General features: G+C 41.4%; 18 protein-coding genes. 4 read left to right on the forward strand and 14 right to left on the reverse strand.

Annotation, left to right across the window (positions count from 1 at the left end; all coding sequences use genetic code 11):
* Window positions 1–924 (forward strand): AEC family transporter, encoded by a 924-nt coding sequence (locus EHS13_RS31435; protein ID WP_155704153.1) that lies wholly within the window; start codon window positions 1–3, stop codon window positions 922–924.
* Here EHS13_RS31435 and EHS13_RS31440 read toward each other — a convergent pair.
* The 6 genes from EHS13_RS31440 to EHS13_RS31465 all read right to left on the reverse strand — a co-directional run bounded on the left by EHS13_RS31440 (window position 883) and on the right by EHS13_RS31465 (window position 10,094).
* The gene (locus EHS13_RS31440) at window positions 883–3,090 is read right to left on the reverse strand and encodes an anthranilate synthase component I (protein WP_155704154.1); all 2,208 of its coding nucleotides are present in this window, start codon (window positions 3,088–3,090) and stop codon (window positions 883–885) included. The genes EHS13_RS31435 and EHS13_RS31440 overlap by 42 nt on opposite strands.
* A 198-nt stretch (window positions 3,091–3,288) precedes the next feature.
* On the reverse strand, window positions 3,289–3,735 hold the full coding sequence (locus EHS13_RS31445) for a YdeI/OmpD-associated family protein (RefSeq protein WP_155704155.1): 447 nt from the start codon (window positions 3,733–3,735) through the stop codon (window positions 3,289–3,291).
* 27 nt (window positions 3,736–3,762) lie between these two features.
* Window positions 3,763–5,208, reverse strand: coding sequence for a hypothetical protein (locus EHS13_RS31450; protein WP_155704156.1), 1,446 nt, complete (start codon window positions 5,206–5,208; stop codon window positions 3,763–3,765).
* Between the two features lie 73 nt (window positions 5,209–5,281).
* A complete protein-coding gene (locus tag EHS13_RS31455; protein ID WP_227013623.1) occupies window positions 5,282–6,256 on the reverse strand; it encodes an aldo/keto reductase in 975 nt (324 codons plus the stop codon).
* Between the two features lie 51 nt (window positions 6,257–6,307).
* Window positions 6,308–7,213 (reverse strand): AraC family transcriptional regulator, encoded by a 906-nt coding sequence (locus tag EHS13_RS31460; RefSeq protein ID WP_155704157.1) that lies wholly within the window; start codon window positions 7,211–7,213, stop codon window positions 6,308–6,310.
* Window positions 7,214–7,343: 130 nt separating this feature from the next.
* Window positions 7,344–10,094, reverse strand: a complete 2,751-nt coding sequence (locus tag EHS13_RS31465; protein ID WP_155704158.1) for a DUF7402 domain-containing protein — start codon at window positions 10,092–10,094, stop codon at window positions 7,344–7,346.
* Between the two features lie 373 nt (window positions 10,095–10,467).
* Here EHS13_RS31465 and EHS13_RS31470 point away from each other — a divergent pair, with 373 nt between their 5' ends.
* On the forward strand, window positions 10,468–10,920 hold the full coding sequence (locus EHS13_RS31470) for a CBS domain-containing protein (protein WP_155704159.1): 453 nt from the start codon (window positions 10,468–10,470) through the stop codon (window positions 10,918–10,920).
* Here the strand turns inward: EHS13_RS31470 and EHS13_RS31475 are convergent.
* Complete coding sequence (locus EHS13_RS31475) at window positions 10,889–11,467, reverse strand: guanylate kinase (RefSeq protein WP_162463341.1); 579 nt, start codon at window positions 11,465–11,467, stop codon at window positions 10,889–10,891. The genes EHS13_RS31470 and EHS13_RS31475 overlap by 32 nt on opposite strands.
* Before the next feature lie 102 nt (window positions 11,468–11,569).
* On the opposite strand from EHS13_RS31475, the gene EHS13_RS31480 reads away from it, so the two are divergent.
* On the forward strand, window positions 11,570–12,856 hold the full coding sequence (locus EHS13_RS31480; protein WP_227013624.1) for an anti-phage deoxyguanosine triphosphatase: 1,287 nt from the start codon (window positions 11,570–11,572) through the stop codon (window positions 12,854–12,856).
* 87 nt (window positions 12,857–12,943) lie between these two features.
* Window positions 12,944–13,348, forward strand: coding sequence for a VOC family protein (locus EHS13_RS31485; RefSeq protein WP_155704162.1), 405 nt, complete (start codon window positions 12,944–12,946; stop codon window positions 13,346–13,348).
* 62 nt (window positions 13,349–13,410) lie between these two features.
* On the opposite strand, the gene EHS13_RS31490 is transcribed toward EHS13_RS31485, so the two are convergent.
* The 7 genes from EHS13_RS31490 to EHS13_RS31520 form a co-directional block, all read right to left on the reverse strand.
* Window positions 13,411–14,418, reverse strand: a complete 1,008-nt coding sequence (locus tag EHS13_RS31490) for a hypothetical protein (RefSeq protein WP_155704163.1) — start codon at window positions 14,416–14,418, stop codon at window positions 13,411–13,413.
* A 19-nt stretch (window positions 14,419–14,437) separates the two neighbouring features.
* Window positions 14,438–15,187, reverse strand: a complete 750-nt coding sequence (locus EHS13_RS31495; RefSeq protein ID WP_162463343.1) for an RNA polymerase sigma factor — start codon at window positions 15,185–15,187, stop codon at window positions 14,438–14,440.
* Between the two features lie 163 nt (window positions 15,188–15,350).
* A complete protein-coding gene (locus EHS13_RS31500; protein ID WP_155704165.1) occupies window positions 15,351–16,085 on the reverse strand; it encodes a hypothetical protein in 735 nt (244 codons plus the stop codon).
* A 202-nt stretch (window positions 16,086–16,287) separates the two neighbouring features.
* Window positions 16,288–16,836: a QcrA and Rieske domain-containing protein gene (locus EHS13_RS31505; protein ID WP_155704166.1), complete on the reverse strand. Its 549-nt coding sequence runs from the start codon at window positions 16,834–16,836 to the stop codon at window positions 16,288–16,290.
* A 24-nt stretch (window positions 16,837–16,860) separates the two neighbouring features.
* On the reverse strand, window positions 16,861–17,460 hold the full coding sequence (locus EHS13_RS31510) for a hypothetical protein (RefSeq protein ID WP_155704167.1): 600 nt from the start codon (window positions 17,458–17,460) through the stop codon (window positions 16,861–16,863).
* Between the two features lie 111 nt (window positions 17,461–17,571).
* Window positions 17,572–18,267 carry a hypothetical protein gene (locus EHS13_RS31515; RefSeq protein WP_155704168.1) on the reverse strand — a complete coding sequence of 232 codons (696 nt, stop codon included), beginning with the start codon at window positions 18,265–18,267 and terminating at the stop codon, window positions 17,572–17,574.
* Complete coding sequence (locus EHS13_RS31520) at window positions 18,267–18,695, reverse strand: hypothetical protein (protein WP_155704169.1); 429 nt, start codon at window positions 18,693–18,695, stop codon at window positions 18,267–18,269. Before EHS13_RS31520 ends, EHS13_RS31515 begins: the two co-directional genes overlap by 1 nt.
* Between the last annotated feature and the right edge of the window lie 111 nt (window positions 18,696–18,806).

The following is an 18,806-nucleotide window of genomic DNA, read 5'->3' on the forward strand; positions in this document are numbered from 1 at the left end:
ATGATGATTTTAGCTATCATTCAGCAAATTATTATGCCGATTATTCTGTTAATTGGTGTAGGGATGATCCTACAGCGGGCTTTTCATTTGGATATGAAGACTTTCTCCAAGCTGATCCTCTATTACTATATCCCTGCACTAACCTTTGTGAAAATATATGAGGCCAAAGCAACGACTACGTTGCTCTGGAATGTATTTGGTTTTCTATTGCTGCAGTTTTTAGTCTTGTTCTTAATTGGCAAGCTCGTTAGCAAGCTTGGTAAACATCCCAAACCAATGGAATCCAGCTTCTCCAATAGTATTGTCTTAACCAATAATGGCAACGTTGGCATTCCTGTCAATGATCTGGCTTTTCATCATAATCCATTGGCCTTGTCCATTCAGATGATGGTTGTGCTGTTTGAGCTATTCCTTACTTTTACTTATGGTCTTATCAACGCAAGCTCTGCAACTATGGGTTTAATGCGAACAGTAATCCAATTTATTAAAATGCCCGTGCTTTATTGTCTGATTCTAGGTTTGTTATTTAATTTGTTTCAGATTAAGCTGCCTGACTTTGTTTGGATTCCGCTGAATACGGTAGCTAACGGCATGCTTTCTTTAGCCCTTGTATCGATCGGAGCCCAAATTGCCACATTAAAGCTTAATAGCAACACAGGAACTGTGCTGCTCAGCAGTTTTATTCGTCTGATTATTTCACCACTTATTGCTTATGGCATCATATATATCCTTGATTTACATGGGACGGTTGCGCAAGCTTTATGGATTGCTAGTGCAATTCCAACCTCACGCAATAGCGCTTCTCTTGCTTTAGAATACGGAAACGAACCTGAATTTGCTGCTCAAACCGTCTTGATCTCAACTCTATTCAGTAGTGTAACTTTAACGGCGGTTATCTACTATGCGATGATTCTTTTTCCCTAAAATAGCTTTAATTACATTTTCGATGATAGACATGCCTGCTTTATTGCCAAGCGCAAGAATCGATTCCGGATGAAATTGCACAGCAGAAATGGGCAGCGTCTTATGTTCGACAGCCATTACTACCTGATCTTCCTGCGAGACGGCAGTAATAGTCTGACAATCTGGAACCTTGGAAGCATAGAGGGAATGATAACGGCCCACCTTAAAATGGTTTGGCATCCCCTCCCATAAATAGCTTGCATGAAGCACCTCAATGATCGCGGCTTTGCCATGCTGGGGATATTCCAAAACACCTAATTCACCTCCAAAATGCTCAACAAGTCCTTGAAGTCCCAGACATACGCCAAAAACTGGCACTTCACGCTTTAAGCATAACTCTATTGTTTCATTTAAATTAAATTCTTCGGGTCGGCCTGGTCCAGGGGAAAGCACAACCAGATCAAATAGCTCATCTGATCTAAGAAGCTCACGTGCTGCGGTGGACCTTAGAGTTCTAACCTCAGCCCCCGTTTGTTTGAAATAATTAGCAAGAGTATGCACGAAGGAGTCTTCATGATCGACCAGAAGGATGCTTTTACCAAGCCCCAATTCATTGGAGGCTTTGCTTTTGGCAGCAGGGTCTCGCATCGCATCAGCTCGTGCTCGAATAGCTTGAACAAGAGCAGCTGCTTTGGTAAGCGTTTCTTGTTCCTCCTCTTCAGGGACAGAATCATAGAGCAAGGTGGCTCCGGCTGTAATCTCAGCTATGCCATCTTTAATTTTAATGGTACGTAAGGTAAGTCCTGTATTCAGATTCCCATTAAACGCATAATACCCAACAGCTCCGCCATACCAGCTTCGCGGGGACTCCTCATGCTGCTCAATCCAACGAACAGCCGCTCTTTTCGGTGCGCCCGTAACAGTTACTGCCCACATATGTGTGATGAAAGCATCCAATGCATCGTATTGTGGACTTAAACGCCCCTCAACATGGTCAACCGTATGGATCAAATGAGAATACAATTCAATTTGTCTTCTGCCTATTACTTTCACAGTGCCTGGCACACAAATCCGCGATTTATCATTCCGATCCACATCTGTACACATCGTCAACTCGGCTTCCTCTTTAGGAGAATTCAGCAGCGTTCTTATTTGTTCCGCATCTTCGATTGCCGAGGCACCACGTTTGATTGTTCCAGAGATTGGACAGGTTTCTACTCGATTGCCTTCAACCCTTACATACATCTCAGGGGATGATCCGACTAAGTATTCTCTGCCTAAATTAATAATGAAGCCATATGGGCTGGGATTAATTTTCATCAGCTTTGCAAAAACCTCAGAGGCCTGTTCTGTACAGCTCTCATAGAGTGTTTGTGTAGGAACGACCTCGAATAGATCACCGACTTTAAAAGCTTTAATAGCTTCTTTAACTAAATTCGCATATTTCCCTGCTTTATAGGGTTTAATCTGATCTTTGTTTGATTGTAGAATCCGTTTAGTCGGCTTTCCAGTTCGTGGTAAAGCTTCGGTAGTTTGTTGGCCATAGCTAAATTCGTAAGAAAGCTTATAGGCAATAGATTTTTGATGGTCAATGATTACCAATTCATCAGGGATATATAATACTAAATCAGGCCGATTCTCAGCTCTAGCGTTGTTTAATTCCATAGGCTCAAATTGGAAAATAAGATCATAGGCGAAAGCGCCATACAATCCTAATTGAGCATCCTCAGTCGAATAAAACAACTCTTTAATCGCACGCATTAGAGTAAAAATGGAGGGCTGCAAGGTGCGGTCCTCTTCATAAATAACGGCGGCGGCAATAATTTCACCTTCGATAATCCCATCTACTTTACTAACCTTCAATTCTTTTAGCGAATTAAGCTTTTCTTCAATGGCAGCAAGAAGAATATGACCTCGATCATTCAAAGCGCTAATTGTAAACTTATGCCCGTAGGAACAAATCTCAATAGGCGGATTAATAAAACCTATATCCCAACGAGAATAGCGGCCTGGATATTCATATTTACTTGTAAACAAGGCACCTTTACTGAAATCTATCGCTTCTAAAATTTCATTCAGTGCTGTTTCTACCAACAATGGCTCTAAATAACGTGTGATTTCGATATTTCCTGAGGAGAGATAAACTTTCTTTTCGGGGTTTAACAAAAGGTTTGATGAAATGCTCAATGGAATTCCTCCTTTTTTCTCAGAGGAACAGAGGGTAAAAATGAAATTTGAAAAAAGTCATTAACAAATAAACTAATAAACCTCACTCGACTCGTCTCATCTAACTCTTCTAACTCAGCTCTGCTCATCTAAACTAATTAGAAATATAGCATTATTCCCATTTTATAGCAATAACCCTATATTTCTAGTACACGAAACTTAAACTCCTAGATTGGCAACGATTCCTGAGATGCGTCGCTCACGGGTTTCTTGAGTTTTGGCATCGTTTACCTGACGAACAAATTCCTTGCGTTTGGAGAATGCTAAAGCTTCGAATACTTCGATCGCACCAGCTTTTGCAGATAAGGCCGATCTTAAGTCATCTGGAACCTCAACCGTTCTTATCTCCAGATCTAATTCGAGGGTAACTTCAATAGGGTCACCTGCGCTTAAACCCGCCGCTTTTCTGTGCTCTGAACTGACAGGAATAAGGTACTTTCCACCCATAACAGCCATTGTGCTACGATAGCTGTATCCGTTTAGGTTAACTGTGACACTCGGCTTTTTACCTCCGCCAAGCGAGGCCATAACCTCCTCTGGCACCTGAATACCCGTGGCATTTTTCCCTTCAGCCTGCATTAAACTAGTCTTGAATGTTACTCCCATTGCCGCTAACCCCCTTCGAATATTTAATTATAAATCAGTTCTCAGCTCATAATCCCACCATTTGTGGCTTTTTTTCGTAGTTACATTTGTGATGGTGTTGTTGTCTGGATTTAGCACGAAAATTTGTTTGTTGATATCTACGTAGCCGATACCTGGTATGGAATCTGCCATTTTGGTTGCCTTCAGTTGAGTGTCTATGGAATAGAATCCATCTATTTTAATTGGCCTTGTTGGAGCTAATCGATCATTATAGGCTTTAATAAGTAAAGATTGATTATCCGCATACAGTACATCAATATCCTGCACTTTAAGCTGTTGATTGATATTGTAAGATAATCCATCCTTATCTATGAGCGCAAGCTGGGCTATTCTATCAAAATTACTGGTATCCAAATCATGTTTAAGAGGTGCAGAGCTAGAAATCCAAAAGCTTCCATCCTGATTCTTAATCAACTTCTCCACCCACTGGGTATAACCTTCAACTTTACTAGCTTTATCATTATGAATCACAAACTCAAACTTTTCATGTGGTGTATATGGAGCTGGAATATGATTTAGATATAAAACGGTTACGCTCAGGAGAGAATTCGCATCATCCAGCTTTGTAAAGTTAGCATTGTAGTCTATTCCTGACACCGTCTCTGAGTCGGTCTTCTTGGACTCTTCAATTTTTTTCAAGTATGACTCTAGCGGGATAATTGCTTGCTCCTTGTAATAGATATTATCACCTTTTAAGCTTACTGTCCCATCGGTTGAAACAGCTTGAGGCGCTGCATTCTTTTCGTCGTTTACTTGGACTTTTTCCATAATCGTGTCATTTTCTTGCTCGCTAAGAAGTGTATATTTTCCATCTAATGCTTTACTGATTTTATAAATGCTTTCCGTACCAGATCTCACATATAAAAAGCTAGCATCATCATAGAAAATATCAGATAACACCGGATTCTGAGTACCTCTAATATGATAGCCTGATATAGAATTCCACTCTGTACTCCAACCAAATAAGTCATTAGTAAAGTGCCATGTCATCGGAAAATAAGTGATATCGTGAAACACCAGAAGTGGATATTTTTCAGTTGTATTGTTGATCTTCTGACCGTTCACTTGAACTGGAAAAGCTGCAATTTGAGCCTTATATGTCTTGGTTAAGCTATTATTGCCTAGCTTGTCTGCCTTCATCGGCGTCCTTGAAGCAAGTGACTGGATTGATAATCCGTTCTTATTATTCCATTGCACCGAAAGACCCAGCGATTTAGCATAGTTCAAAGTCATCGGGAAGTATGTGATTTCTTTATAAGTAAGGATTGGATATAACGCATGCAGATTATCAATCTTCTTGCCGTTTACTTCAACAGCGAATTTAGGGATGGATACCTTCACTTCAGAAGTTGCTGCGGATACAGGTGTAATTACGTTAGGAATCATTAAACATATAGCCATAAAAGATAAGATGATCGATTTAAATTTCATCATTTTCTCCTTCACATTTTTAGTATTTTAGTCTTGTATACTATATTAGACGACTAAAAATGGGATTTGTTGCTATTTATGAAATACTACTAAGCCCTTTGACTTCACTATTAGTCAGTTTAAATCTCATTGCTTTGATATTTTCTTCCGCATGATGGACCTTCGATGCACCAGGAATAGCGAATACTGTACCTCCATTTGCATGGATCAGCCAGTTAAGCGCAATTTGTGAGGGAGATGCCTTGTATTGCAGTGCCAGCTCTTCGAGTGCATCAATCAGTGGCTTTGATTTCAGTAAACCAGAAGTACGGAAGCCTGATGCCCATTTACGCGGACCTTTAATGGCCTTCACAAGTTCAGGGTTTTTATGAAATTTCCCGCTTAGTATTCCTTGTTCCAATGGTGAATAAGCAATTATCGCAATCCCCAGTTCTTTGGCTGTATCGAGAATTCCATTCTGTTCTATTCTGCGATCCAATAAGCTGTATTTGACTTGATTCGATGCTAGGCGAAGGCCATGCTCGCGCAGCACGCGGTCTGCTTCGCGCATTTTCACTGCTGAAAAATTGCTAACACCTACATTCTTTATCTTCCCTAGTTCAACTAGCTTAGCCATCGCTTTCATTTCGCTAGCCACGGAAGAGAAAGAATAAGGCTGATGCACCTGGTAGAGCTGAATCGTCCGATTATCCAGCAAGCGGATGCGTTCATCAATTGTAGATGTGATACTCCGAGCCGTGCGGAATATGGGCCACCATTTTGTCGCAATATACGCCTCCTCTGCCGCTTTCCCGCCTGCTGCTTTTAAAGCATATGCCAGCATTTCTTCAGATTGCCCGCCACCATATACTTCAGCCGTATCGAACCAGTTAATTCCACCCTGTAAGCTAATCTGAACAATTTTAAGCACATCTTCTCGCGGTAATACGGGCCAGAATTTGCCGACCATCCCTTTCCCATTACTGAATTGCCAGCAACCGAGTCCTAGTGGGGAGAGCATTAAATTCGAGCTGCCTAGCTTCCGTAATTCAATTGCTGTTTCAAGTACCATAATTAACCACCCCATCTATCTTATTTAAATAGCTCTAATACAGAATTCTTTTCACTTTTCTTTATTCTTCATTTTCGCTTCATTTTCCACAAAATTGTCTCTATATCGCGCTGGAGATACTCCGGTTACGGCTGAAAAAACCTTGGTAAAATATTGTACAGTTGTAAAGCCACATTTTTCTGCTATCCCTTTCATGGATTCTTTAGTCGCCTTCAGTAAACCAATTGCTAATTTCATCCTTTCTGCACGAATGTATTCGGTAATGTTCTGACCTGTATGCTCAAGGAATAACCGGGATAAGTGACGTTCCGATATATATACATGCTTAGCTAAGTCGCTGATCAAAGGTAATCTTTCTAAATTATCGCGAATCATCAGCTTTATTTGGTTTACTTGAATAATGGAATGCATGTCCAAATTAATTTCTTGAACGTTATTCTCCACAAATGCCTCTAAGAAGGAAACCAATAAACAATGCGCCATGTTTTTCAGATAGTCATCCGAGATCAGTCTCATTCTACTTGTTTGTTCAAGCAAGGCGCGCCATAACAAAACGGAAGGCAGATTCTCAGCGTTCCTTATTATGAAATTAGTTGTAGTTGTCAGCTGATGAAAGGCTTTTACCGCCTTTGTGACCGTTGAAGCCGCCATGACTTCAAAAGCTACAAAAGCAAGAGCAAGTCCTTGTTCGCTGCGGATTTGATGCCAAAGATGTGGACGGGATAGAAAAAGCGTCCCTGTTGATAACGGGTATTCTATTTCTTCCTCTATATAGCTGCCTTCACCCGAAATAACATAACAAACCTCATAACAGGAATGTTTATGAACCGGATTGTCCAAATGCTTAGGATACAACCCCCAATAATGTACGCTAAAGCTAACTTGTTCACCGGATATAGTGGCTAAATAATGGCTTAAATAGATTTCAATATCTTGGCTCAGCTTGGATGTGAACAAATAAACCACCTCGTATGCTTTTATTGTAAACGATCACTAGATTCTAGTCATCAGGATTGATTAGAAAAAAGGAGCAGACCGCCTGTATAAGCGCGAGTGCTCCCAATTGTTGTCTAATAATCTTGACTCACTAAGTCCCATATACCTTGAATTCGAAAATACTTCCACCATATCCGCTTGAATAAGTAACTGTTACTCTGACATATCTACCGGTAACTGCATTAGTATCCGTATACGATTGCTGAGTGGATACGCTTGCTGTCCGATCTGCATAAAGTATCCAAGTTGTAGGAGCAGCTGCAGCGGCATACTCAATTTTATATTTATATCCGCTAGGCATTTCTAACATGGTGTTGGTGCTCGTAATATTATAATTGGCGCCTAAATCTACCTGTAACCAAGATGGATCTGGCAGGCTAAAGCCTTGCGCCCAGCGGGTTGTATTGCTGCCATCTACAGCATAGCCTGGAATGTATGAGGAAGAATATTGGGAGGACGCTGTCGCTGTTTTGCCTTGTGATATCAATCCCGGTCCTGGTGTGGGAGTAGGTGTCGGCGTCGGAGTTGCGCCTGATCCAGAATAAACCTGTATCTCGGACAAACCAACATTAGTTCCAGCTCCTGAAGTGACTGTAAATTTCACCCATGTTACTGTTTTATTAGAGAAGGAAACGTCCTTCATCGCCCCAGCATTATCAAGAGCACCCACAGCAATAGCTGAACCATCGCTGAAAGATAATGTGCCTGCATTTATCGTGTCTGTAGAATTCGGGCGATCATACAGCTTGATGTTGTTTATGGTCTTGCTGGATGACCAGGTTAGCGTAATCCAAGGTGTTGTTTCACCTGCTGAAGCCCATTCGCCGCTATCATGCACACCGATAATGCCATCAGCTGCTTTAGTTTTTGCATACGCTGCACTGAATTCTGAGGACGCCGTGAATGTGGCGCTGGACGCTATACTTGGCACTGGCGTAGGAGTTGGCGTTGGTGTTGCAGGGAGTGTTCCACCAGGACCAGCTCCATTCATTACATCCAATGCTGCTTGCGGCCAGCTCTGACCAGATACGACTGTATTGTTCTGAAACGTATTCGAGCCTGAATAAGATCCCCAATAAACGTTGCTGTAATTATTCTGAAAGTAGTTGTCATGATTAGGCGGATTGTTGGCAAACCACGTCCAGCTGGTATTGTTCAGCACATTATATTCTGCCGTCTTATACGCGCTTCCATTATCAAAATATATAGCAGCAATCGGATACCCGCCGTTATATGCCGATCCCGCCAAATCATGGATATAGTTTTGATAAAATTTTGTACTGCCAGTCATTTTACCTAATGTATAGATTCCACCGCCGTCATCCAACAGCTTGCTGACATGATGAATATGATTGCCAAAGATTTGGTTGTTCGTCATGCCATGCTCGTTATCTGTCCAATTCCAGCCGATTGTAATGCCGGTATAAGCAAGGTTTTTTACTTCATTTTTAGAAATAGTCATATTCTGAGGCAACATAGCACCAATTCCGACCATATCCGCATAATCCAACCCTGTAGAATCAACTGTATTATTGGTTATTGTGTCGTTGATGCTTTGTCCATCCATGCTTGACTGCTCATCCCATTGATCTCCCGCAATTCCCAATGCTACAGCACCGCCTGCATTCTTTGTGAACGAGTTCCACGTAATAGAGGTATTGTCGGTAGCCTCATACCCCATTACCCCCCAGCTGCCTGCGAACTTGAAGGTATTGTGGTCTAATGTAATGTTACTTGTATTCTTTAATTGAAGCATTGACACAGGAGCCGTATATCGCGCTGTATTTCGGATCTCTGCATTGCTGCCGCCTCCTGTTGTCTGATAGCGGAATCCAGCTTGATTATCGACATAACCGTAACTGTTAGGTGCAAGCCAATTGCTATGCTTGAAGGTTATACCATTGAACTGGATATGGTGTGCTTTGCTTCCAGCACTAGTTCCAGTAATATCAACCAACGTTTCCAGCTTCGGTGCAACAATCGAAGTCGTATTCATCGTTTCACCAGCACGCGGCTTGTAATACAATGTCGTATTAGCTGAATCCAAGAACCATTCCCCTGCAGCATCCAATAGCTCATAAGCATTTTCGAAGAAATAAGGTGCTGATGATCCCTGACCATGATGATTAAAGGCAAAACCGTTTTCCGGAGACTTGAAGCTAACTGTGTTACCTAAATAACCGGATATGCGTCCGCGATATTGGCTCCAATGATTGACGATAACCATTTCAGCTGTACCGCTGTTAGCCCAAGTGCCGATATCAGCCGTGTTCACTGTATACGGATACGAGCTGTTGGTAGCACTCAAGTATGGAGCTCCTGTAATTTCATCGGTCAAATTTGGCGTCCGGGCCCTAACTCCACGTGTATCATTTACATATAGCTGGCGAAAGCTCCAATTCACCCCTGTTTTCTTATAAATGTTCTTGCCGCTGTCAAACAACGTCCAGCCTGTTGTAATGTCAACACCGCCGCTAATTACAGGGGTCGCTCCCGCATAAGCCTGATAAATTACTTTATAGCCATTCGTGCCTGAATCAGCTGTTCCCAATGTCAAAGTACTGCTTAATGTATGCATTCCATTCATTAAATTCACGATAATATCGCCAGTCATACTGCTGTTTATCGTACGAACAACATCCCGTGCTTTGGCAATTGTAGCAAAAGCAGTTCCTGTCGACGTCCCGTTATTGCTGTCGCTCCCTCCTGATGGATTCACATAATAGGTTGCCTGAGTTGCAGCAAAGCCAACAATCGGTTTCATTACATTTACACTTATTAACACCGTGGAAAAAATTATAAACCAGATCAAATATTTGTTTGATTTCAACCTTAATAACATAACTATTCCTCCTTCTGATGATCAAGCAAGTATTTTGAAAGCCTTGTAAATCTTGTATTCCCTTAATCAACAACTGATACAGCGCTTACATTTTAACTTCTCAATATTTTTTGTTTTTTATTGTATTACGTCTCACAGTCTAAGTGTACAAGGTAATTCTTGTTATGTAATTAGATTAAGCAGACAATATATTGCTATTATCCCGAAGAATACTTACACTTTTAAGACATGAATCGAATCCAGTATAACCTGGAAGCATCTGGTATAATAATGGTACTTGGCACAGTACAGACTGTTTTGAATATGATGGAAGATCAGACTTCCCAACAGATAGCTGCATGGACATAATGAAAAAAGAAAGAAGGAGCAGCGTATGCAAGCTCACGATATTATGATCAGTCAAGTGTACAAAGTCAAAGAAGCCGATAAAGTAAAAACCGTGATTGAAAAGTTTAGCGATCATCGGATTAGCGGACTCCCCATCGTCAACGAACGCAATGAAATCTTAGCTTATATCAGTGACGGGGATATTATGCGGTATATTGGCAAAAAGCACATGACTATGGATTTTTATAATTTCGCAGAGGTTTATGAGCTGGATAAGGAGTATTTTGCGCAGCGGTCCAAAAGCATTCTCAATCTGAATGTAATGGGAATTGCCAAGAAGAAAGTCATCAAGGTTCAATGGGACACACCTATTGAAGAGATTGCGACCATCCTCGGCGAGAAGAAAATTAAGAAAGTACCTGTTGAACGCAGAGGTGTTTTAGTGGGTATTATAAGTCGTGGCGATGTCATTCGGCATGTGTTTCAAAAGTTCCTTTAATACCAATAGCTTCTTGCACACGACGAACCGTTTCATTGAAAGCCATATCATCATTATTCCAGAAAATCAAATCAGCATGTTGAGTGTAGGTGGCGGTTAATTCTTCCGTTATGGCTTTATTCAATCTCCAGTCTACTTCTTCAGATGAGCTTTCTCTCTCTACTAATCTGCGTTTAATACTGTCTATATCAGCACCTATATAAATTGCGACTGTGTTAGTAAACAGCTGCTTGAGCGAAACCACCCCTGCTAAATCCAGAATGATGTGTGCCTGTTTATCACTTGCATGCATCTTACTTATTTCCGCTTTTAATGTACCATAATGCTCGCCATGATAGAGGGTCCACTCCACAAAATCCCCATTGCGCAAATGCTCCTGAAATAAGTCAGCAGTCATAAAAATATAATCAACCCTATCGGCCTCACCCACTCTTTGAGCTCGGGTCGTGGAAGTAATTATTCGCGGAAAGGCTTCTGTCGTTAGCGCTTTTTGGATTTTCGACTTTCCCGCAGCAGACGGGCCATAGAAAACAAAAATTTTACCCAATTTCATCTCATCCTTTTCCCAATGAACTATAAACCGTGGATCGATTTCGGTATACTGTAGTTAAACAACTATAGAGAAGGTGCCCCTTTGATCCTAATGAACTTGGAAAATACATTTTACTCCGATAGCGACAAACAGCGAAAAGCTGACTCTGAGAAAGCTAGACAACGACTATCTGTTCGCGACGGTTTCGAGCGGGATTTTGGCAGAATCATTCACTCTTCGACCTTTCGCAGGCTGCAATCCAAAACCCAGGTTATTGGAATAGGCGAAGGTGACTTTCATCGAACAAGACTGACCCACTCTCTAGAAGTCTCTCAGATAGCTAGAGGAATTGCAACCACCTTAAATGTACAAGCTCCCGAATTGCAGAATAACAATAAACTGGATACCTCACTTATCGAAACAGCCGCTTTGGCTCACGATTTAGGTCATCCCCCTTTTGGCCATAAAGGTGAACGTTCCCTACATAAGCATATGCAAGCATTCGGACTCGGTTTTGAAGGAAATGCCCATACTTTCAGGCTGCTAACTAACCTTGAAGGCAGCGAGGGTACTGGACTCGACTTAACGAGAGCAACCCTTCTATCCATTCTAAAATATCCCGCAGTAATTAGCTCATTAGTCCATCCCAGCATTAAGGATGAACCCCCGAAAAGCAGTTTTTTTGATGAGGATTTAGCCGCCTTTGAGTGGTTAATTGCCGATTTCACTGAAGCTGAGAAAGCATTTTTCATGCAGGTATCCAAGCCGAATACAAATAAACATATTAAAACAATGACCAAAACACTGGAGTGCACGATCATCGAGCTGGCAGACGATATCGCCTATGGCACACATGATCTCCAGGATGCATTGAAATTAAAGCTGATTGATCTAGAGCTGCTGGTCACAACTCTGCAGAATCGTAAAGCCAATTGCTCGGATAGAATTATCGAAGCGATCGATGCTTTTATACTGCCTGCTGATCCCAAATCTCGCATAAATGAGCTGTTTGCTGACCTAATCTCTGCCTTTATTACGGATATACGAATAACAAAACGAAATGATTTTCTATCAAATCGGCTGAAATATTGCGCTGAACTCTCCGAGGGCAACCACAGTTTATTGGAGGATCTTAAGAACCTAGTTGTGGAACATGTTATATTCTCGCAGCGTGTTCAAACGAGTGAATGGCGTGGCGGCATCATTATAGATAGATTGTTTGAGGCGATGATCGAGGATAAAAGGCTCCTTCCTGAATTGGACCGAGCGGCTTGGATTAAGGGCTCAGATAAAGTCAATGCTAGAATCGTATGCGATTACATTGCGGGGATGACGGATACCTATGCCTTAAAAATATATTCTCGCTTGTTCGAATCAACGGGCGGCAGATTATTTGACATATAAAACCATTCATATACCTTGACGAGAATATTCTGATTAAGCTATATTATGAGCAAGAGTAAAATCCAATAATGAAAGGTTGTTAAACAAATGGCAAAACACACGACTTATATTTTCTCTCATGAAGCAAAAGCACAAGCTGAATATTACATACAAGCACTTGGCGGCGAAATTTTATCCATTATGACTTATGGCGATCTTCCCAATGCGCCTGAAGAAAACAAAGACAAGGTCATCCATTTATGTGTTCGTGTAGCAGGAGTAGCATTCTTCATGTCCGATAACTTGAATGAAGCCATTGATTACGGGAGCAGCATAAATCTTAATCTAGAGTTTGAGACCGAATATGAAGCCCACTCTGCCTTTGATAATCTAGCAGCAGGCGGTCAAATAAAGGCACCCTTGAAGCTGGAATTCTGGGGCAGCTTATTCGGAATAGCCGTGGATAAATACGGAGTTAGTTGGATGATCACAACGGTAGCTAAATCAAACTAATAGATCTGAATTAATCTATACGTACAAAAGGGACAGCCGCTTCTCGCTGTCCCTTTTGTTATTTACTCAGGCAGCTCTGCCAATAAACGCTCTAAAGCCTCAACTCCACTAGCTTCAGCTGCTTTCGCAGTCTGCAAGACTGCAATTGCCTTTTTTGCCGTCTCAGCATCATTCGGCTCCCCCCCTTGTGGAAAAGGAAATACTGCCAGCAAAGTATTCAATGCATCCGTCGTTCTCGCATAATGCCCTGCCGCTCCTCGTGTAATAAGAACAACAGCTTCGCCCCAATTCCCGTCGGATTCCCAGCGATCAGCCATCTCCTGTAGAAATTTTGCCGCATGCGCCCGAGCATCAGCTACAACTGCTAAATTATAGGCATTTCCAATTTCGCTGACCTTTCCAGCTTCAAAAGCTTCGATCCATCCATCATATCCGGCAAGTCCATTCTGAAAGGGTGGGGTCTCATTGGAGTGTTCACGCCGATGCGCATGATCAATCGCTATCTCTAGCGCTCCGCGAATCAGCGATAGCGCTGTTGTTTGGATTTCTTCTTCAAGAATCATCACGAATAATTCATGAATCTGGCCTCGCCCTAATTTCTCATAAAGCAGCGTTCCATCCTCATTAGGATCCTTGCCTTGAAGCTCTTGTTTCTCGTCATTATACCCATATAACACTCCAAATTCCGGAACGAATAGATCCCATGAAATCGCAGGAACGCCACGATCAATACTCTTCTGAACAAGCTTTAAGGCGCGAGTTAATTGATCTGGGGTCGGTGGTGTGAAATCTGCTGTTCGGACATAAGCAGTGTTAAAGCCAATATTCTTCAAGCCTTTAGCGAAGAATGTCTCCCAAGGATATGCGGTTGGTCCTGCAATATCGACATTCTCTGGATTAATATTAATCCGGAACGCGTGTCCGGTTAAACCCATAACTTCATATAGCTCCAGCTCCGCTTTACCCGCTAGCTTTACCGCTGCCCACATTGCCTGTGCCGCACTGGTCCAAGTCATTTTATAATCGGATGGGGTTGCTGCACATGGATCATTATTCACTTCTATACTCATATTTCCAAGCCTCCATTTTTTAGATTAAAATCGTTTTATTATCAATCACCTTGCTAATTGGCTTTCCCTCTGACCGGCGTTCCCGTACATATTCATTAATTGTGAGTCGTATGGTTTCTTTTTGCAGCTTTTGCTTGCCACGCGAGATCGTTTTATAAACACTTGCTGAGGATGCATTGAATAAGGCTGCAATTTCATTTGGTGTGAGCTCTTGATAAAAGTAAGCTTCCATCATAGCCCGTTCACGAGGCTGCATGGCAGAGATAAGTGAAAGCAGCTGTCCCAATGTCTCCTTATGAATAAATTGATCCACTGGATTGATGTCATAATGATCATCTTGAGCTTTTGCGCCATTACGAGCTTGGATAAATTCAAAGAGATTGTCAAAATGATCCCATTGCATATTCTCATCTCCGGCACCTTTACTTATTAAATGAGTCAGCGGCTTTTCCTTAGCATGAGGTCCGCCCCGTCGCATGCGCGAATTGGCCTGATTGCGCACAATACGATGGAACCAAGGAATAAAGCTGGATGCATCCAAAAGTGTACCTAATTTCAGAAATGCTCGTATTAGTGCATCCTGAACGATATCTTCTGCCAAATGAGGATCTTGAGATATGCCGGAAGCAACACCGTAAGCTTGAGCACGATGCCTCCTGACCAGCTCGCCAAATGCTTCGCTATTCCCGCCCCTTGCGCAAATAGTTAAAGCCTCATCCGTCAGCTCCTGTGCTGCATTATAAATCTCCAAATCTACTTCTATAGACAACTGTTTCACCTCCTCTCTTATGCCCCTCACTTCTTAGATGCCAAGCAAGTAAGAATTTTAGACAATTTATTTTAAAATAATTTATGATTTTGTTTAGAAAGGCTAATTAGTCCTATTATCATAATAACAAAAAACCGCCCAAGTGGACGGCAAAATTGTTTGGTTATTTAATTGTAATGGCTGAGATGCTTCCGTTTGTTTTAAAATCTTTCGTGTACACAACAGTTGCTGTTGCTGTGATTTTACCATTAGGACCATTTACAGTTATAGTTGCGTTAGAAGAATAACCCGAGCCTGGATTGGTGATTTTAATACCTGTCACGACGCCGTTAGTAACTATTGCGGTTGCCGTAGCTTTAGTCACTTTCCACGTTTCTCCCTTGCTGCCGTTATAGCGATAATAGTTGGAGACCTCGTCCAAACGCTCATTTGTGATCCCGTAGGGAGCAAGTACCTTCAATAGTGCAGCTTTGTTTTTCTGAGCCTCTTCCGAAGTTGGCCCCCCGCTTCCCTGCCCTGCTGGAGTTACCCCGCTAAAAGCATCTCTAAAAACTTCAGTTGGAACTCCAAGAGCTGCGGCAATCAGAACTACCGGTCTGCCATGATCCTGCGGATCTGTAACAAACCCACCTGAGATTACTACTGAATTATCGCCATATACGGCTGCACTTACATCCCCATTTCCAACAGGTGGTTTACCTTCTTTAGATCCAGACCCAGCTTTTTTCGGCTTTTTAGAGCCTTGCTTATGACCATCTCCTTGTGGATCTCCTTTTATTGCTGATTGGGCTTGTCCCCTTACATCTGCTACTGGTTTTGCAGCTAAAGTCAGCTGTCCAATAGTTGCGCTAACAACCAACAGGATACCTAGGGTAATGATAATTTGTTTGGTTTTCATGATTTATTTCTCCTCTCGAATGTTGTTTCTAGGGTTAGTTTAATATAAGAATGTGTCAGCATTATGTTAAGAGAGGTAGAATACATGGAAATAATTAGCGACTACAATGCGCAGACAAAAAAAGTCCATTTTCATTTCACCCCAACTCAGCTTACAAAGGAGGCAAAAAATGAACCATTTGATGTGAGCGAGGATCAGTTATTCACAGCTTCCGGAGCTGGCCTTTAATTGACGCTAAAATATCAATGTATACCTTGTTATCAGAAATAATCGGTTTATAGGTATCTAACCCCAGAAGTACCCCTTTAACTGAATTCCCGCTAGGATCAAATTCGGCAGCATGGCAAGGGCATAGGAAGAAAAGCCCCTTTCCCCCACCACGTTGCGCTTCAGGTACCGGATTTATACTACAGCCCAAATGAGTACATGCAGGTGACATAATGAGTAAATCTCCATTAGCGTCATTTCTCACATAAACAAAGCCATTAACTGCTTTAGTGACCCACGCGTCTTGAATAGTTCCTTCGTAATTTGCTTTTTCTACATCTTTAATAGCTTTTAATTGGCTAAACTGGCCTAGCTCGACAATATTACCCGGACGTTCCTGTTGAGGCTTCTGTTTTCGCGTGACTTGCCCATAATAGAACAAACCGGCACTCCCAGCCATAATCCCCGTTGCCCCCAAAGCTAATTTACCCGATGTACTCAAGAATGACCTTCTCGAAATTTTCTTTGGAAATCTTTCATTCATACACTCAGCTCCTAGATGATGGATTTACGGTAAAGCTATGACCAAATCTATATTATTCGACACCCCTCCGTAAAGGCTATTTCCATTACTTTGTTTTGCCAAGAATGGCATTCCTAGTGTTACCTTGCTATGAGGTGAAATCGAGATTTCTATAGGTTCGAATTGAAAAGCAGATAAGCTATTTTTCATAATTGGGTTCAATGTAATTGTAGTCAAATTACCGTAATTATATAAAGTAAATGAACAATTAGCCTTAATCTGCTTTTCTTCTGATAGATAGCTGCATTTACTTTTTTTCTTGGAGTAATCGATGGATGCCAACCCCGTAGTATTATGTCTAATCATAAACGTAGCTTTCTCCACGATCATTGGTAAAAGTAAAATCAGAGCAATACAGCCTATCACTGTACGCTTTAATAACTTTCGGCGCTCAGGCTGAGAAGATTCCAGAACACCTTTAATCCCCCAAATGAGAAGTATCGAACTTAGAATAAATGGTAAGTGTAGACCTTGATCTCCTTTAGTCCATGGTGAAAATCCGAATATTCTAAAAAGAAAGTCCCCCACTGCATATCCAAAATGTAGAGGAATTTGAATTAGCACAGCTGCGAATATTATAATCATATATACAAATCTTCTTTTCAGAGAAAATCACCCCTATATTTACTATCTATTACTTTTTACTATGCTTAGCGAGTACTATGAGCCGATAAAGTTACCGTCCATTTATCTGCATCATGATTCCCCTTCAACACCGGCAGCACCCCCTTCAATTGATTTTGTAGGAATATCCCTGTGAAAAGCTCCGTCTTTCCAGCGATGGATGACATCCATATCAGCACCTATTATTTGATCATAATATTTATTGAGAAACGCTTTTCCTGCAATTTTGCGATAGCGGATGGATGGGCGATGATCAGCAGAGTATATGTTTTCTTCCAGCACCTCAAAACCACTTGAACTGATGGTGAGCATAGAATAGAAATTCCCATTGCTGCCTCCCCATTGCCCAACCGTAAAATCGGATTCCCCATCTTCATTGTAATCATCAAATTGAATTTCAAAAGGCAGCTCTTTCCGAAAATTCATTTCTCCACCATCAAAAACATCATTCAAGCCTAATTTAGCAAGCTCCTTACCTGCTGGATCAGTGGCAACCACTTCAAAGCTTCCAAACAAAAAGGTTCCTTGAAAAGCTCCAGGATCTGAATCATAAATTTCCTTGCCATCTTTCATTCGTATGCTTATCGATTGCTTTATCCCGTTAATAACCACAGTTCCTTCAGCAACAATGGTTGGTTTTGAATCTTTTATTTCAGGTATTATGCTATTTTGCAATGGCTTGCTTTCCGACTGACAAGCGGCTCCTAACAATAAGATTAATCCTGCTAGACATCCGATGAGGACTATTTTCCGTTGTCTTTTCAACATTATTGAATCTCGCTTGGTTTAGCTATTGGCGTTATTTTGGCTTCAATATCAGCAAATTCATCTTGGTTCGTTCCGCTAACTAATTGCTGCTTAATAATATTCGTTCCATTTGGTAAATCAAATGAGTAGGGAATCTTCTCCATAACTTTACCTTGATCATCCCAGAAAACAATTTCTCCCGTATGCTCGTCTCCCATATCAGTCTTTGCTGTATATATTTGAATTTCGATTTTAGTGTGATCGCCTTCTTTTACTACGTTGAGATGTCCTGCTTTTGCAGTGAATTGTGCATCAGCGATAATGTTAAAGTTATTTAACACTTCATATCCATGATCCTTTGGGTTGACTGATACTGAATCTGCCGCATAAGCTACAGATGATATAGACACAATGATTCCAATTGTTAAACCCAAAATAAACTTTTTCACACTAACACCTCAATCCATTTATTTACATTAATAGACGTATGCTAGCAGGGAAAGTTGCTAAACTAAAAGTAAGATTGGCTTATAACATGAGTTAGAGCCATTTATTACTAT

Origin of the sequence: Paenibacillus psychroresistens, assembly GCF_009728935.1 — a bacterium.
Taxonomy (GTDB): Bacteria; Bacillota; Bacilli; order Paenibacillales; family NBRC-103111; genus Paenibacillus_AC; species Paenibacillus_AC psychroresistens.

Bases quoted from the DNA above. Each gene is read 5' to 3' on its own strand.
- EHS13_RS31445 (WP_155704155.1), bottom strand. From the start codon at position 3,735: ATGGGAGTAACATTCAAGACTAGTTTAATGCAGGCTGAAGGGAAAAAT.
- EHS13_RS31490 (WP_155704163.1), bottom strand. From the start codon at position 14,418: ATGAGTATAGAAGTGAATAATGATCCATGTGCAGCAACCCCATCCGAT.
- EHS13_RS31455 (WP_227013623.1), bottom strand. From the start codon at position 6,256: ATGGTACTTGAAACAGCAATTGAATTACGGAAGCTAGGCAGCTCGAAT.
- EHS13_RS31485 (WP_155704162.1), top strand. From the start codon at position 12,944: ATGGCAAAACACACGACTTATATTTTCTCTCATGAAGCAAAAGCACAA.
- EHS13_RS31510 (WP_155704167.1), bottom strand. From the start codon at position 17,460: ATGATTATAATATTCGCAGCTGTGCTAATTCAAATTCCTCTACATTTT.
- EHS13_RS31505 (WP_155704166.1), bottom strand. From the start codon at position 16,836: ATGAATGAAAGATTTCCAAAGAAAATTTCGAGAAGGTCATTCTTGAGT.
- EHS13_RS31465 (WP_155704158.1), bottom strand. From the start codon at position 10,094: ATGTTATTAAGGTTGAAATCAAACAAATATTTGATCTGGTTTATAATT.
- EHS13_RS31450 (WP_155704156.1), bottom strand. From the start codon at position 5,208: ATGATGAAATTTAAATCGATCATCTTATCTTTTATGGCTATATGTTTA.
- EHS13_RS31435 (WP_155704153.1), top strand. From the start codon at position 1: ATGATGATTTTAGCTATCATTCAGCAAATTATTATGCCGATTATTCTG.
- EHS13_RS31500 (WP_155704165.1), bottom strand. From the start codon at position 16,085: ATGAAAACCAAACAAATTATCATTACCCTAGGTATCCTGTTGGTTGTT.
- EHS13_RS31515 (WP_155704168.1), bottom strand. From the start codon at position 18,267: ATGTTGAAAAGACAACGGAAAATAGTCCTCATCGGATGTCTAGCAGGA.
- EHS13_RS31470 (WP_155704159.1), top strand. From the start codon at position 10,468: ATGCAAGCTCACGATATTATGATCAGTCAAGTGTACAAAGTCAAAGAA.